The 15,769-nt window shown below is 67.7% G+C and carries 11 protein-coding genes; 5 read left to right on the top strand and 6 right to left on the bottom strand.

All coding sequences use genetic code 11. From position 1 onward, the window contains the following. Positions 1-4: 4 nt before the first annotated feature. The 6 genes from prmB to DFR40_RS13485 all read right to left on the bottom strand — a co-directional run bounded on the left by prmB (position 5) and on the right by DFR40_RS13485 (position 6,401). Positions 5-901 carry a 50S ribosomal protein L3 N(5)-glutamine methyltransferase gene (prmB, locus tag DFR40_RS13460; protein ID WP_121459014.1) on the bottom strand — a complete coding sequence of 299 codons (897 nt, stop codon included), beginning with the start codon at positions 899-901 and terminating at the stop codon, positions 5-7. Continuing rightward, on the bottom strand, positions 898-2,031 hold the full coding sequence (dapE, locus tag DFR40_RS13465) for a succinyl-diaminopimelate desuccinylase (RefSeq protein WP_121459015.1): 1,134 nt from the start codon (positions 2,029-2,031) through the stop codon (positions 898-900). The genes prmB and dapE overlap by 4 nt, the downstream gene beginning before the upstream one ends. Continuing rightward, positions 2,028-3,215: a PilT/PilU family type 4a pilus ATPase gene (locus DFR40_RS13470; protein ID WP_121459016.1), complete on the bottom strand. Its 1,188-nt coding sequence runs from the start codon at positions 3,213-3,215 to the stop codon at positions 2,028-2,030. The genes dapE and DFR40_RS13470 overlap by 4 nt, the downstream gene beginning before the upstream one ends. Before the next feature lie 24 nt (positions 3,216-3,239). Next, positions 3,240-4,055 carry a 2,3,4,5-tetrahydropyridine-2,6-dicarboxylate N-succinyltransferase gene (gene dapD, locus DFR40_RS13475; RefSeq protein ID WP_028995446.1) on the bottom strand — a complete coding sequence of 272 codons (816 nt, stop codon included), beginning with the start codon at positions 4,053-4,055 and terminating at the stop codon, positions 3,240-3,242. Between the two features lie 13 nt (positions 4,056-4,068). After that, positions 4,069-5,262 carry a succinyldiaminopimelate transaminase gene (gene dapC, locus DFR40_RS13480; RefSeq protein WP_121459017.1) on the bottom strand — a complete coding sequence of 398 codons (1,194 nt, stop codon included), beginning with the start codon at positions 5,260-5,262 and terminating at the stop codon, positions 4,069-4,071. A 65-nt stretch (positions 5,263-5,327) separates the two neighbouring features. Further along, positions 5,328-6,401, bottom strand: coding sequence for an HD-GYP domain-containing protein (locus tag DFR40_RS13485; protein ID WP_211329807.1), 1,074 nt, complete (start codon positions 6,399-6,401; stop codon positions 5,328-5,330). 181 nt (positions 6,402-6,582) lie between these two features. Here DFR40_RS13485 and DFR40_RS13490 point away from each other — a divergent pair, with 181 nt between their 5' ends. The 5 genes from DFR40_RS13490 (at position 6,583) to ligA (ending at position 15,764) form a co-directional block, all read left to right on the top strand. Next, positions 6,583-7,410 carry a hypothetical protein gene (locus DFR40_RS13490; RefSeq protein WP_121459019.1) on the top strand — a complete coding sequence of 276 codons (828 nt, stop codon included), beginning with the start codon at positions 6,583-6,585 and terminating at the stop codon, positions 7,408-7,410. A gap of 46 nt (positions 7,411-7,456) precedes the next feature. Next, entirely contained in the window at positions 7,457-8,497 is a 1,041-nt protein-coding gene (locus tag DFR40_RS13495; RefSeq protein ID WP_121459020.1) for a lipid A deacylase LpxR family protein, read from the top strand. Between the two features lie 72 nt (positions 8,498-8,569). Continuing rightward, entirely contained in the window at positions 8,570-12,067 is a 3,498-nt protein-coding gene (gene smc / locus DFR40_RS13500; protein WP_121459021.1) for a chromosome segregation protein SMC, read from the top strand. Beyond that, a complete protein-coding gene (locus DFR40_RS13505) occupies positions 12,064-13,398 on the top strand; it encodes a cell division protein ZipA C-terminal FtsZ-binding domain-containing protein (RefSeq protein WP_121459022.1) in 1,335 nt (444 codons plus the stop codon). The genes smc and DFR40_RS13505 overlap by 4 nt, the downstream gene beginning before the upstream one ends. Continuing rightward, positions 13,398-15,764 (top strand): NAD-dependent DNA ligase LigA, encoded by a 2,367-nt coding sequence (gene ligA, locus DFR40_RS13510; RefSeq protein WP_121459023.1) that lies wholly within the window; start codon positions 13,398-13,400, stop codon positions 15,762-15,764. Before DFR40_RS13505 ends, ligA begins: the two co-directional genes overlap by 1 nt. Positions 15,765-15,769: the final 5 nt, after the last annotated feature.

Raw genomic sequence — 15,769 nt, forward strand, 5'->3', positions numbered from 1 at the left:
CGTCTTAGTCCGGCAGGTCGGCGGCGTTGAGCATGAACACGTATTCGTCGCCGGCCGCGGTGTCGAGCCAGGTGAAGGGCAGCTCGGGGTAGGCGGCTTCGAGCGCGTCGCGGTTGTGGCCGATTTCGACGACGAGGATGCCGTCTTCGCTCAGGTGCTTTTTCGCTTCGGCAAGGATGATGCGGGTGAAGTCGAGGCCGTCGTCCCCCGAGCCCAGCGCCATTTCCGGCTCGTGCAGGTATTCCGGCGGCAGCGCGTCGACCGATTCGGCATCGACGTAGGGCGGGTTGGAGATGATCAGGTCGTAGCGACGGCCGGCGAGCGCCGCGAAGGCGTCGGAATGCACCGGATGCACGCGCTCGCCCAGGTGGTAGTCGGCGATGTTGCGTTCGGCGACGGCGAGCGCGTCCTTCGACAGGTCGACGGCATCGACCCGGGCGTTGGGGAAGTTGAGCGCCAGCTTGATCGCCAGGCAGCCGGAGCCGGTGCACAGGTCGAGCGCGTTTTCGACCGCCCACGGGTCGGCGACCCACGGCGTCAGCTGCTCGTCGAGCAGTTCGGCGATGAAGGAGCGCGGCACGATGACGCGCTCGTCGACGTAGAAGCGGTCCTCGCCGAGCCAGGCCTCGTGGGTCAGGTAGGCGGCCGGCAGGCGATCCTGGCAACGGCGGCTGTAGAGGTCGAGCAGGCGGACCCGCTCGTCCGGCAGCAGACGGGCGTCGAGGAAGGGTTCGAGGCGGTCGAGCGGCAGGTGCAGGGCGTGCAGCGTCAGGTAGACCGCTTCGTCCCAGGCATTGTCGCTGCCGTGGCCGAAAAACAGGTGGGCGGCATTGAAGCGGCTGACCGCGTAGCGGATGAAGTCGCGGACGGTGATCAGTTCGTGCTGGGCGTGGGCAGTCATGCGAGCAGGATCTTTTCCAGGATGCGGCGGTAGATCGCCGAGAGTTGCGCGGGGGCGTCGACGGCGATGCATTCGTCGATCTTGTGGCTGGTCGCGTTGGACGGGCCGATTTCCAGCAGCTGGCCGCAGATCGGCGCGATGAAGCGGCCATCCGAGGTGCCGCCGGTGGTCGACAGTTCGGTCTCGATGCCGCAAACCGCGCGGATCGCCTCGACCGCCGCGTCGGCCAGCGGGCCGCGGCCGGTCAGGAAGGGGCGGGCGCCGAGCGTCCATTTGATCCCGTACTCCAGGCCGTGCTGGTCGAGGATGGCGCACAGCCGTTGCTGCAGGCCTTCCGGCGTGCTGGCGGTGGAAAAACGGAAATTGAACTTGATTTCGAGTTGACCGGGAACGACGTTGGTCGCGCCGGTGCCGCCGTGGATGTTGGAGATCTGCCAGGTGGTCGGCGGGAAGTACTCGTTGCCCTGATCCCACTCGGTCGCGGCCAGCTCGGCGATGGCTGGCGCCGCCTGGTGGATCGGGTTGCGGCCCTTTTCCGGGTAGGCGATGTGGCACTGGATGCCCTTGACCTCGAGCACGCCGGAGAGCGAGCCGCGACGACCGTTCTTGATCATGTCGCCGAGCCTGTTGACCGAGGTCGGCTCGCCGATGATGCAGTAGTCGAGATGCTCGCCACGCGCCTGCAGGACCTCGGTGACGGCGACGGTGCCGTCGTTGGCGTCGCCTTCCTCGTCGGAGGTGAGCAGGAAGGCGAGCGAGCCGGGGTGGTCCGGATGTGCGGCGACGAAGGCCTCGACCGCGGTGACGGCGGCGGCGACGCCAGTCTTCATGTCGGCGGCGCCGCGCCCGTAGAGCTTGCCGTCACGGATTTCCGGGGCGAATGGCGGGCTGGTCCATTTTTCCAGCGGGCCGGTCGGCACGACGTCGGTGTGGCCGGCGAAGACGAACAGCGGTGCGGTCGTGCCACGGCGCGCCCAGAGGTTGCGGGTGCCGTTGCGGTCCAGCCATTCCAGCGTGAAACCGATGGCGGCCAGGCGGCCGCCGAGGATGTCCATGCAGCCGGCGTCGTCGGGCGTGACGGACGGGCACGCCATGATCTGCCGTGCCAGTTCGAGAGTGGGGTCGGTCATTGTCGGGGGTCTTCGTCGTCGGCGAGGCTGAGCTGGAATTCCTTGAACGAGGCACCGCCTTCGTTGGTGCTGTCGAATTCCAGGCTGATGTCGGGCTTCTTCTCTTCCTTGCCGTTATTGGTATTGAATTCGGAGTTGTTGATCAGCCACGACAGGTTGGTCGGCGAATCGGCGTTGGCCAGCGCTTCGTCGAGGGTGATCGTGCCTTCGTGGTAGAGCTTGAACAGGTCCTGCTCGAAGGTCTGCGATCCCGGTGCCAGCGTCTGTTCCATCGCGTCCTTGATGCCCTGGACTTCGCCGCGCTCGATCAGTTCGCTGATGTGGCGCGTGTTGAGCATGATTTCGCAGGTCGGCAGGCGTTTGCCGTCGGGTTTCTTGACCAGGCGCTGGGAGACGATCGCGCGCAGCGCCACCGACAGGTCGAGGAACAGCGCCGGCCGGTTTTCCAGCGGGAAGAAGCTGATGATCCGGTTGAGCGCGTGGTAGGAGTTGTTGGCGTGCAGCGTCGCCAGGCACAGGTGGCCGGTCTGGGCGTAGGAGATCGCCGCCTGCATGGTGTCGCGGTCGCGGATTTCGCCGATCAGGATGCAGTCGGGGGCCTGGCGCATGGCGTTCTTCAGCGCCGTTGCCCAGTCGTGCGTGTCCATGCCGATTTCGCGCTGGTTGACGATCGATTTCTTGTGCTTGAACAGGAATTCGATCGGATCCTCGACGGTCAGGATGTGACCGGTGCGCGTCGAGTTGCGGTAGTCGAGCATCGAGGCGATGGTCGTCGACTTGCCCGAGCCGGTGGCGCCGACGATCAGGATCAGGCCGCGCTTTTCCATGATCAGCTCGCCAAGCAGCGGCGGCAGGCCGAGCGTGTCGAGCGGCGGAATGTTGCCGAGGATGAAGCGGACGACGATGCCGATCGAGCCGCGCTGGCGGAAGATGTTGATGCGGAAGTTGCCGACTTGCGGCACGCCGAACGAGAGGTTCATCTCGTTGTTGGCTTCGAAGGTCTTGGCCTGATCCGGCGACATCAGTTCGTAGGCGATCTTCTCGATCATGTCGGGCAGCATGATCTGCTGATTCACCGGCATGGTGGTGCCCTGGATCTTGATGTGGATCGGCGTGCCGGCGGAAATGAAGATGTCCGACGCCTGCTTTTCCGACATCAACTGGAACAGTTTGTCGAGGATCATGGCAAGACCTTCGCGGGGAGGAGTTTAGGCGCGCAGCAGTTCGTTGATGCTGGTCTTCGAACGGGTCTGGGCATCGACCTTCTTGACGATGATCGCGGCGTAGAGGCTGTACTTGCCGCCATCCTTGGGCAACGAGCCGGAGATAACGACCGAGCCCGGCGGGATCTTGCCATAGGTGATTTCGCCGGTTTCGCGGTCGTAGATCGGGGTGCTCTGGCCGATGTATACGCCCATCGAGATCACCGAGTTCTCGCCGACGACGACGCCTTCGACGACTTCCGAGCGGGCGCCGATGAAGCAGTTGTCCTCGATGATCACCGGGCCGGCCTGGATTGGTTCGAGCACGCCGCCGATGCCGACGCCGCCGGAGAGGTGCACGTTCTTGCCGATTTGCGCGCAGCTACCCACCGTGGCCCAGGTGTCGACCATGGTGCCTTCATCGACGTAGGCGCCGATGTTCACGTAGGACGGCATGAGCACCGCGTTCTTGGCGATGAAGGCGCCCTTGCGCGCGAAGGCGCCCGGCACGACGCGGAAGCCGCCGGCCTTGAACTGCTCTTCGGTCCAGCCCTGGAACTTGGTGTCGACCTTGTCGTAGAAGTTGATGTCGCCGGCCTTCTGGACGCGATTGTCGCGGGTGCGGAAGGACAGCAGCACGGCCTTCTTGGCCCACTGGTTGACGATCCATTCGCCATTGACCTTCTCGGCGATGCGCAGCTTGCCGGCATCCAGATCGGCGATCACCGATTCGATGATCTTGATCGCGTCGGCGGATTGGGTCGTCAGTTCGGTGCGCTTTTCCCAGAGTTCGTCGATGGTGGCTTGCAGCGGATGGCTCATGTGTTTTTCTCTCTCAGAGTTGTTGGGTGAATTCACGGATGCGGCGGCTGGCTTCCAGGCACTCGTCGAGCCCGGCGACCAGCGCGATGCGGATGAAATTGGCGCCCGGGTTGACGCCCTGGGCTTCGCGGGCGAGGAAACTGCCGGGCAAGGCCACGACATTATAGTGTTCGAGCAGGCCGCGGGCGAACTCGGTGTCGGCGACCGGGGTCCTCGCCCACAGGTAGAAGCTGGCATCCGGCATGCCGGTGCCGAGGACTTCGCCGATCAGCGGGGTGCAGGCGGCGAACTTCTCGCGGTACTGGTTGCGGTTGTCGAGCACATGCGCCTCGTCGTTCCAGGCGGCGACCGAGGCGGCCTGGATCGGGGGCGCCATGGCGCAACCATGGTAGGTGCGGTAGAGCAGGAATTTCTTCAGGATCTTCGCGTCGCCGGCGACGAAGCCGGAGCGCATGCCCGGCACGTTGGAGCGCTTGGACAAGCTGGAGAACATCACCAGGCGATCGAACGAGCGACCGAGCAGCCGGGCCGCCTGCAGGCCGCCGATCGGCGGGTTGGCCTCGTCGAAGTAGATTTCCGAATAGCATTCGTCGGCGGCGATGATGAAACCGTACTTGTCGGAGAGCGCGAACAGGGTTTTCCAGTCCGCGAGCGACAGTACCTTGCCGGTCGGATTGCCCGGCGAGCAGACGTAGAACAGCTGCACGCGCGCCCATTCGGCTTCGCTCAGCTGGCTGTAGTCGAAGGCGAAGCCGTTGTCCGGCAGGTTGTTGAGGAAGCGCGGCTCGGCGCCGGCCAGGTAGGCGGCACCCTCGTAGATCTGGTAGAACGGGTTGGGGCTGACGACGATCGGGGTGCCGCCGGCGCGGCTGGGATCGATCACCGTCTGGGCGAAGGAGAACAGTGCCTCACGCGAGCCGTTGACCGGCAGGATCTCGCTCTCCGGGTCGACGGCGATGCCGTAGCGGCGTGCGCACCACTCGCCGATCGCATGCCGCAGCGCCGGGATGCCCTGGGTGGTCGGATAACTGGCCAGGCCGAACAGGTTGGCGTGCAGCGCGTCCATGATGAACTGCGGCGTCGCATGCTGCGGTTCGCCGATGGACAGCTTGATTTCCTTGTATCTGGGATTCGGCGTGACGCCGGCGAACAGTGCGCGCAGCTTTTCGAAGGGGTAGGGCTGGAGGTGGGCGAGATGGGGGTTCACGGGGCTACGGAGACGACGGTCGAAAGCCGCGATTATCGCCGAAATCCGCCGGGCCGGCGCGCTCCCTAGAAATGCGCCAGCGGGTCGATGGCGGGGATGTTTTCGCGGTGCTGCCGATGCCACTCGGGCGTCACCTCGGCGAAGAAATGCAGGCCGGCGTCGACCACCGCCGCATCGTAGATCGTGCCGCGGCCGCGCTGCAACTCGTCGAGTGCTTCCTGCAAGGCGCGCCCGGGGCGGTACGGGCGGTGCGAGATGATCGCGTCGAAGACGTCGGCGACCGCGATGATGCGCGCTTCCAGGCAGATTTCGTCGGCGCGCAATCCTTGCGGATAGCCGCTGCCGTCGAGTCGCTCGTGGTGCTGCCTGACCATGTCGGCGATCGGCCAGGGGAAATCGATGCCGCGCAGGATCTCGTGCCCGGTCTGGGCGTGCTGGCGGATGATCGCGTACTCGGGTTCGCTGAGCAGGCCGGGCCGGTTGAGGATTTCGGCGGGAACCGAGATCTTGCCGATGTCGTGGATGCTGGCGCCGAGATGCAGGGCGAAGCGGCGCTCGGGGTCGAGCCCCATGACCCGGCCTATCTCGCTGGCCAGCGCGGCGACCTGCCGCTGGTGGCCGGCGGTGTAGGGGTCGCGTTTCTCGATCGCCAGGGCGATCGATTCGACCGTGCTGGCAAACGATCCGGCCACCCGCTGTGCCTGCTGGCGGGTTCTTTCCTCGGCGAGCTTGAGCGCGGTGATGTTCTCGTGCGAGACCACGGCGCGAATCCGGTGTCCGGGGGCGAAAGGCGTCACCGTGAGCAGGAACCAGCGCCGTTCCTGCGGCGCGTGGCAGGGGTATTCGAGCTGGAAGCGCTCGCTGGTGCCGGTGAGGACGCTGCGCAAGCCGGCGACGACGGCGCCGGCGATGCGGCTGTCCTCGGGGGCGGCCGGGTTGTCTGACAGGGCGGCAAGCGGGGCGAGCAGCGCCAGGTAGTTGCAGCCGACCCCGTAGTTGGGCAGGCAGCAGCCGTTGCCATCGTAAAAGCGCCGCCAGGCCAGGTTGACCGCGACAATTTCTCCCTCGCCGTCGATCAGTGCGATGTGCGCGGTGAGCGCGTCGATGACCGAACGGGAATCCGCTGATAGTGCCTGCATGCTGTTCGCCGGGCCGGAGGCCGGTTGTCTTGTTATTGCCGTGAACATTACTACTAAAGTAATAGGAATAACAGCTTTGTCAGATTTTTGCCGTGGCTGGCGTTTTTTGCGTTGTCGCCGGTTCTGGGTGGCATGCGCTTTGCGTAGGGTCGGGCCAGATCATTCAATACAGGGAGTTGGCATGCTTTCGATCACCCAGCTTGGCGGCACCCGCGGACTTGCGGCCTATCTGGCGACGAGCCGCAGTAGCGTTGCCGCGACACCGGCGGTGACCACCGCCAGCGCCGCTGCGAGCGGCGAAAAGGTCAGCCTGTCGGCGGCAGCGATGGCCGCGCAGCAAGGCGAGGCGGCGGCAAAATCCGCCGGCATCGCCTTGCCGCAGTCGGTCCGCGACTGGTTCGACAAGGATTTCTCCGAGGCAGTACTGAGCGAAGCCCGGTCGCGGCTGGCGGCGATTCGCGAGGTGGGCCGCTTCGGTGCGGAAGGCCCGCTCGGGCTGCCGCTACTGCCCGAAAGCCAGGCCCTGCTCGACGATTTCCGCGCCGAGATGCGCAGCCTCTCGGCCGGCGGCCACGCCGCCATGGACGAGAACGCTTCGGCCCGCTACAACCTGCTGCTCAACCTGTCGATGCGCGTCCAGATGCAGGGCTGGCGGACGCCGATGGCGAGCGAGGCCGATGCCCAGCACGAATTCGATGTCGCCAATGCGATGGCGGCCCTGGTTCGCGATGACCCGACCCTGGCGCCACCGGTCGATCCGGCGGCGGAGGCTCCGCTCGAGAGCTGGCCGCAACGCTGGCAGGCAGCCGGGCTGGAGATGCCCTCGTTCGAGCCGCTGGCGACGCGTTCGCTGTGGCTGCAGATGGCCGATGCCGCAGGTTTTGCCGAATCCGAGTTCGTCACCGCGGCGCGCGAACTGGCCAGCCGTTTCGACGGCCATGCGCTGACCCGCCAGGTCGAGCAGTTGATCGCCGAACGCTACGCACAGACGCTGGCGGCTGCCGGCTGAGCCTCATCCGGTTATCATCGGGTTCCGTTCCGCGCCGGAGTTCCCGATGTCGCCGCCGCTCGCGCGCCTGTTGTCCTGCCTGCCGTTGCTCGCCCTGCTGGCCTCGCCGCCGGCGGTCGCCGACCAGTGCCCGGAACGCCAGCACTGGTCGCTTGCCCTGCGCGTCGACAACGATCTCTTCGGCGGACGCGGCCAGGATCAGGGGTACAGCAACGGCCTGCAGCTGACCGCAGTGTCGCCGAACATCGCCGATTACGCCGGCGATCCCTGCCTGTCTGCGCCGGCGCGCGCGCTCAACCGCTACCTCGACTGGCTGCAGCCGGGCGCCTTCCACCAGCGCAACATGGTCGTCGGCGTCCAGCAGGCGCTGTACACGCCGGCCGACAAGCTGCCGCGCACGGTGATCGCCAACGACCGGCCCTATGCCGCGGCGCTGCTCTTCAACATCGGCTACAACGCCCGCGCCGGCGACAGCCTGCGCGCCAGTCACCTGCGCCTCGGCGTCGTCGGTCCGGCGGCGCTCGGACACCAGGTCCAGGATGCCTGGCACGACCTGATCGGCGTCAGCCGCTTCCACGGCTGGGACAACCAGCTGCACAACGAGCCGGTCTTCCAGCTTATCCACGAGCGCCTGCACAAATACCGTTTCGCCCCGTTGCCCGCGGCTGCCGGCCACGACCTGATCGTCCACTGGGGCGGCACGCTCGGCAACTTCGGCACGCATGCCAACGCCGGTTTCGAATGGCGCCTCGGCTGGCACCTGCCCGATGACTTCGGCAGCGCCCCGCTGCGTCCGGCCGGCGAGAACGCGGCGCCGCGCGGCGCGCACGATGCCGGCTGGGGCGGCCACCTGTTCGTCAATCTCGACAGCCGCTGGGTGTGGCGCGACATCACCCTCGACGGCAACAGCTTTCGCGACAGCCACCACGTGGACAAGCGCAAGTTCGTCACCGACCTCGGCTTCGGCATGGCTTTCACGCACGGCGAATGGAAATTCGCCTTCGCCCGCTATTTCCGCAGCCGCGAATTCGACGGCCAGCGCGAGCGGCCGGTGTACGGCAGTTTCACCATCGGGCGGCGCTTCTGACGCGGCGGGGCGGGGCGACGATGCTATCATTCGCCCCCACCCATGCGGCATCCGCCGCGCCGCTGACCGCGCATGCGCCTGATCAAACTCAAACTCGCCGGCTTCAAGTCCTTCGTCGATCCGACCCAGGTGTCCCTGCCCGGGCAACTGGTCGGCGTCGTCGGTCCGAACGGCTGCGGCAAGTCGAACATCATGGACGCGGTGCGCTGGGTGCTCGGCGAGTCGAAAGCCTCGGAACTGCGCGGCGAGTCGATGATGGACGTGATCTTCAACGGCTCGACCAACCGCAAGCCGGTGTCGCGCGCCTCGGTCGAGCTGATCTTCGACAACTCGCTCGGCCGGGCCATGGGCCAGTGGTCGCAGTACGCCGAGCTGTCGGTCAAGCGGGTGCTGACGCGGCAGGGCCAGTCGGATTACTTCATCAATAACCTCAAGGTCCGGCGCAAGGACATCACCGATCTCTTCCTTGGCACCGGGCTGGGGCCGCGCGCCTACGCGATCATCGGCCAGGGGATGATCTCGCGCATCATCGAGGCCAAGCCCGACGACCTGCGCGTCTTCCTCGAGGAAGCCGCCGGCGTCACCCGCTACAAGGAGCGGCGCAAGGAAACGAACGGCCGGCTGGAAGACACGCGCGAAAACCTGCTGCGCGTCGAGGACATCCGCGAGGAGCTCGGCCACCAGATCGAACGCCTGGCCTCGCAGGCCGAGGTCGCCCGCCGCTACCACGCGCTCAACGAGCAGCTGGTGCAGAAGCAGCAGCTGCTCTGGCTGCTGAAAAAGCGCGAAGCCGAGGCCGAGCGCCAGCGGCTGGCGCTCGAGGTCGAACGCGCGACGACCGAGCTGGAAGCGCAGAGTGCCGCGCTGCGCGAGACCGAGGCGCGCGCCGAGGCCACCCGCGAAGCGCATTTCGCCGCCGGCGACGCGCTGCACAACGCGCAAAGCGAGATGTACGCGGCCAATGCCGAAGTTGCCCGGCTGGAAGCGGAAATCCGCCATCGCCGCGAATCGCGCAGCCAGCTCGAGGCGCGGCTGGTGCAGCTGGAAGACGAGCTGGCGCGGTGGACGCAAAATGCCGAAAAACTGACGGTCGACCGTGAACATTGGGAAGAAATGCAGGAAGTCACGCGCTTGCGCGTCGACGAGGCCGAGGAGCGCCTGCATGCCCAGATGAACCTGGCGCCGCAGGTCGAGGAAGACCACGCGCAGGCGCTCGAGGAGCTGCAGCGGCTGAAGACGCGTACCGCCAACGGCGAGCAGAAGCTGGAAGTCGAGCTGACCAACAAGGCGCACGCGCAGCGTTCGCTGCAGGCGGTGATCCAGCGCCGCGAGCGGCTGCGCGACGAGACCTTCGGCGAAGCGCCGGACGAACTCGAGGTCGCCGAGAAGGAAGAGGAGCTCGAGCTGCTGCGCGAGGAGCTGGCCGGCGATCAGGAACACCTGCAACAGTTGCAGGAGGAAATTCCCCAGCTGGAAGCCAAACGCAAGGCCGTGCACGGCGAACTGCAAAGGCTGGAGCGCGAACTCGCCGCCGGCCAGGCCCGCCGCGCCGCGCTCGAGCAGATGCAGGCGAAGACCGCCGGCAGCGGCAAGCTGCCGGAATGGCTGGCCCGGCACGGCCTGACCGATGCGCCGGCGCTGTGGCAGCGGATCCATGTCGAGGCCGGCTGGGAAGAGGCGGTCGAAGCGGTGCTGCGCGAGCGCCTCTCGGCGATTCCCGGCGACGATCCGGCAAAGCTCGCCGAATGGCTGCACGACCGGCCGGACGCCCGCTTGTCGGTGATCCTCGGCGATGTCACGGTCGACCTGCCGAATCGGGCAAAAACGCTGCTCGAGCAAGTGCGCTGCGACGATCCGCGCATCGCCGCGGCCCTCGCCGACTGGCTCGGCAACGTCGCCACCGCCGCAACGCTGGCCGAGGCGCTGGCCCTGCGCGAGACGCTGGCGCCCGGCGCCGTCGTCGTCACCCGCGGCGGCGACCTGCTCACCCGCAGCAGCCTGACCTTCTTCGCGCCCGACCAGGGCGAGCACGGCCTGCTCGAACGCCAGCGCGAGATCGAGGCGCTCGCCGAGGGCATCGCGCTGGCCGAGGAAAAAAGCGAGAACCTGCGCGAACAGGCGGCGATGTTCGACGAGCAGTACGCCGACAAGCAGGAAGAAATCGACGAGACCCGCCAGTACGTCACCGACCGCCAGCAGCGCGTGCACCACGTCCAGCTCGAAGCGCTCAAGCTGAGCCAGGCGCTGGCCCGCTACAACGAGCAGAAGGAACGCATCGCCGAGCAACTCGCCGAACTGGCCGAGGAAGAAGAGGGCGAGCGCGAGCGCGAGATGGCCGCCGACGAGCGGATCGAGGAAATCCGCGACGGTCTCGGCCGCATCCGCGTGCTGGTCGCCGGCGCCCAGGCCCGGCTCGACGAGTGCGAACGCGCCGTGCGCGCCGAACGCGAGCGCAATGCCGATTTCGACCGGGCGCTGCGCGAGGCGCAATTCTCGGCCCGCGAGGCCGAGGGCAAGCTGCAGGACATCTTCGCCCAGCAGGCGATCGCCCAGCGCGAACTGGCCCGCATCGAGCGCGACCGCGCCGCCTGCGCCGAGCAGGTCGAGGCGGCACCGGCCGACGTCATGGAAGAACAGCTGCAGCAGGCGCTGGCCGCCCGCCAGCAGGCCGAACTGACGCTGGCGGCGAAGCGCGACGCGCTGGAAACGGCGACCAACGCGCTGCGCGCGCTGGAAGAGCAGCGGCTGAAGATCGAGCAGGGACTGGAGCCGCTGCGCACCCGGATCGGCGATCTCAAGCTCAAGGAACAGGCGGCGGCGCTCAACGCCGAGCAGTTCGCGCTGCAGCTGCTCGAAGCCGGCGCCGACGAGGCGGCGCTGCTGCCCTTGCTCGGCGAGGCGCGGCCGCCGTCGCTGCAGGGCGAGATCACCCGGCTGGGCAACGCCATCGCCGAACTCGGCGCGGTCAACCTGGCGGCGCTGCAGGAACTGGAGACGGCGAGCGAGCGCAAGGGCTACCTCGACATGCAGGCGGCCGACCTGACCGAGGCGATGGAAACCCTGGAAAACGCCATCCGCCGCATCGACCGTGAAACCCGCGACCTGCTGCAGAACACCTTCGACACGGTCAACGGCCATTTCGGCAAGCTTTTCCCCGAACTCTTCGGCGGCGGCCGCGCCGAGCTGGTGATGACCGGCGAAGAGATTCTCGATGCCGGCGTCCAGGTCATCGCGCAGCCGCCGGGCAAGAAGAACTCGACCATCCACCTGCTTTCCGGCGGCGAGAAGGCCTTGACCGCGATCGCGCTGGTCTTCTCGATGTTCCAGCTCAACCCGGCGCCGTTCTGCCTGCTCGACGAGGTCGATGCACCGCTCGACGACTCGAATACCGAGCGTTTCTGCAGCATGGTCAAGAAAATGTCAGGGGCAACGCAGTTCCTGTTCATTTCCCATAATAAAATCGCGATGGAAATGGCCGAACAGCTGGTCGGCGTCACCATGCAGGAAAGCGGCGTCTCGCGCGTGGTGGAAGTGGACATCGAGGAAGCCTTGAAGATGAGGGATGCGTGACTGAACTTCAAATCGGACTGATCGGCCTGAGCCTGACCGTGGTGGCCGGCGTATACGCCTACAACAAGTGGCAGGAATACCGGCACCGCAAGGTCGCCGAGTCGGTGCTGCGGCCGCATCCCGACGACGTCCTGCTCGACCCGGTGCGGCGCCCCCCGGCCGAGCCCGTGGCCGAGCCGGCGCGGCCGGCGGTCGAGCGGGTCGAACCGATGTTCGTCCGCGACGAGCCGGTCTTCGTCGAGCCGCCGGCAGTCGCCGAGCCGGTCTTCGTCAATCCGCCGGCGCAGCCCGACGACCTGCCGCCGCCCTGGGAGGCGCCGGTGGTGGTCGAGGAAATCACGCTGGCGCCGGTGGTCGATGCGCGCGAGCCGGACCTCGGCATCGCCGCCGCACCTGAACCCGAGCCCGAACCGGAGCCCGAGCCCGAGCCCGAGCCGGTCGTCGCCGTGCCGGCGCCCCCGGTCGCTGCCGTCGAAACCCCGCCGGAGCAGCCGGCCGGCCCGCTGCCCGAGGCGCTGCTCGATCCGCGCATCGAATTCATCGTCGCCATGGAACTGGTCGAGCCGGTTTCCTCGCACCAGATACTCAATTCGCAGCGCGACGTCCTCCAGCGCCTGGCCAAGCCGGTGCACTGGATCGGCTTCAACGAGCGCACCCGCGAGTGGGTCAGGTTGCGCGGCGACCACGACGTTGCCGTGCGCAGCCTGCGTGTCGGCCTGCAGCTGGTCAATCGCCTCGGACCGGTCGCCGACGGCGACCTGGCGCTGTTCACCGGCGCCATGCAGGCGCTCGCCGACGAACTGATGGCGGTCGCCGACATGCCGTCGACCCGCGTCCTCGACCAGGCCGCCGAAATCGACCGCTTCTGCGCCGCCGTCGACCTCGAGATCGGCCTCAACCTGGTCAGCCGCGGCAACGCCTTCCCCGGGACCAAGATCCGCGCGCTGGCCGAAGCCGCCGGCATGGTCCTCGGCCTCGACGGGATGTTCACCCGCTACGACGACGACGGCCGCCCGCAGTTCAGCCTGCAGAACTACGAAAGCACGCCGTTCACCGCCGAAGGCCTGCGCACGCTGACGACGCACGGGCTGACCTTCCTCCTCGACGTGCCGCGCGTCGATCACGGCGAGCGCGTCTTCATGCAGATGACCGAGCAGGCCCGGCGCTTCGCCGAAACCCTGCAGGGCGCGCTGGTCGATGACAACCGCCAGCCGCTCGGCGACAGCCAGCTCGAGCACATCCGCCGCGAGTTCATCGGCAAGCCGCAGGCGACCATGCTGTCGTTCGGCATGCCCGCCGGTTCGCCGCAGGCACTGCGCCTGTTCTCGTGATGGCGGCAGCGGAAATCGCCGCGCGCGCCGCCTGGCTGCGCGCCGAACTGGAACGTCACAACCACGCCTACTACGTCCTCGACGCACCGACCATTCCGGACGCCGATTACGACGCGCTGTTCCGCGAGTTGCAGGGGCTGGAAAATGCCCATCCCGAGCTGTCGACCGTGGACTCCCCGACACGACGCGTCGGCGGCAAGCCGCTGGCGCAGTTCGCACCGGTGGTGCATGACGTGCCGATGCTGTCGATCCAGACCGAGACCGACACCGAGTCGAGCGGCGCGCTCAACTTCGATGCCCGCGTCCGCCGTGAGCTCGAACTGCCGGCCGACGCCCCGGCCATCGCCTACGCTGCCGAGCTCAAGTTCGACGGCTTGGCCGTCAGCCTGCGCTATGAGAACGGCGTGCTGGTGCGCGGCGCGACGCGCGGCGACGGCGCCACCGGCGAGGATGTCACCCAGAACCTGCGCACCATCGGCCAGATACCGCTGCGCCTGCAAGGCGAAGCGCCGCCGCTGCTGGAAGTGCGCGGCGAGGTGTACATGCGCCGCGACGATCTCGAGCAATACAACGCGGCGGCCGCGGCGCGCGGCGAAAAGACCCTGGTCAATCCGCGCAACGCCGCCGCCGGCAGCGTTCGCCAGCTCGACCCGGCGATCGCCGCCAGCCGGCCGCTGAAATTCTTCGCCTACGGCATTGGCGCGGTCGCCGGCTGGGACGAGCCGAAGACGCACAGTGGTTTGCTCGACGCGCTCGCCGCCTTCGGCCTGCCGGTTTGCGAGCACCGCGCCGTGCTTGCCGGTGGCGAGGCGCTGGCCGGCTTCCACGCACGCATCGCCGAATTGCGCGAGCGCCTGCCTTTCGACATCGACGGCGTGGTGTACAAGGTCGACGACCGCGAACTGCAGCGCCGCCTCGGTTTCCGCTCGCGCGAGCCGCGCTGGGCGGTGGCGCACAAATATCCGCCGCAGGAGGCGTCGACCGTGGTCGAGGCAATCGACATCCAGGTCGGCCGCACCGGCGCGCTGACGCCGGTGGCGCGGTTGCGGCCGGTCTTCGTCGGCGGCGTCACGGTGACCAACGCGACGCTGCACAACGCCGACGAAGTCGAGCGCAAGGGCGGCATCTGCGTCGGCGACACGGTGGTCGTGCGCCGTGCCGGCGATGTCATCCCGGAAGTCGTCGGCGTCGTCGCCGAACGTCGGCCGGCCGACGCGCAGCCTTTCGCCATGCCCGACGCCTGCCCGGTGTGCGGCGCGCACACGCTGCGCGAGCCGGGCGAGGCGGTGACCCGCTGCTCCGGCGGCTTCTCGTGCAGCGCCCAGCGCACCCAGGCGATCCTGCATTTCGCCGGCCGCCGCATGATGGACATCGAAGGCCTCGGCGACCGCTACGTCGAGCGCCTGGTCGAATTCGGCTACGTGCATGGCGTTGCCGACCTGTACCGGCTGACGCTGGACGATTTGCTGGAAATGAAGCGGCGCGCCGACGAGCGCGATGGCACGGTGCCGGAAACGGTCAAGGCCGGCCAGACGCCGACGCGCTGGGCCGAGAACCTGCTCGCCGGGATCGCCGCGAGCAAGACGCCGAAACTGGCGCGACTGCTTTTCGCTCTGGGCATCCGCCACGTCGGCGAGACCACCGCCAAAACCCTGGCCGACTGGCTGGGCAGCCTCGAACGCGTGCGCCGCGCGCCGGCGCCGCTGCTCGCCGTGCTGCCCGACATCGGCGCGACGGTGGCGGCGGCGATTGCCGATTTCTTCGCCGAGCAGCGCAATCTCGACGCCGTCGATGCCTTGCTTGCCGCCGGCGTCACCCCGGCCGACGAACATCCGCCGCATCCCGGCCTGGCCGAACGCCTGGCCTGGGCCGACATCTACACGGCGCTGGTGGTGCCCAAGCTGACCGCCAAGCGCGCCGGCCAGCTGGCCGCCGTCGCCGACGGCGCAGCGCTGGCCGACGGCAGCGTCGACGCCGCCACGCTGTCGGTCGCCGGCCTGCCCGGCGAGGTGATCAGTGCCTTGTTCGCCTGGCTCAATGAGAGCGGCCGGCGCGGCCTGCTCGCCGCCGTCGCCCGTCGCCGCCAGGAACTGCTCGACGCCTTGCCGCAGGGCGTCACGGCCGCTGCACCGGCACCGCTGGCGGGTAAGACGCTGGTGCTGACTGGCACGCTGCCGACCTTGAAACGCGACGAAGCCCAAGCCATGATCGAGGCAGCAGGCGGCAAGGTTTCTGGCTCGGTGTCGAAGAAGACCGACTACGTGGTCGTCGGCGAGGAAGCCGGCAGCAAGCTCGACAAGGCGCGCGAACTGGGCGTCGCGGTGGTCGATGAGGCCGGCCTGCTGGCGCTGCTTGAAATGCGATGAACAGG

The sequence above is a fragment of the Azonexus fungiphilus genome (assembly GCF_003634965.1).
Taxonomy (GTDB): domain Bacteria; phylum Pseudomonadota; class Gammaproteobacteria; order Burkholderiales; family Rhodocyclaceae; genus Azonexus; species Azonexus fungiphilus.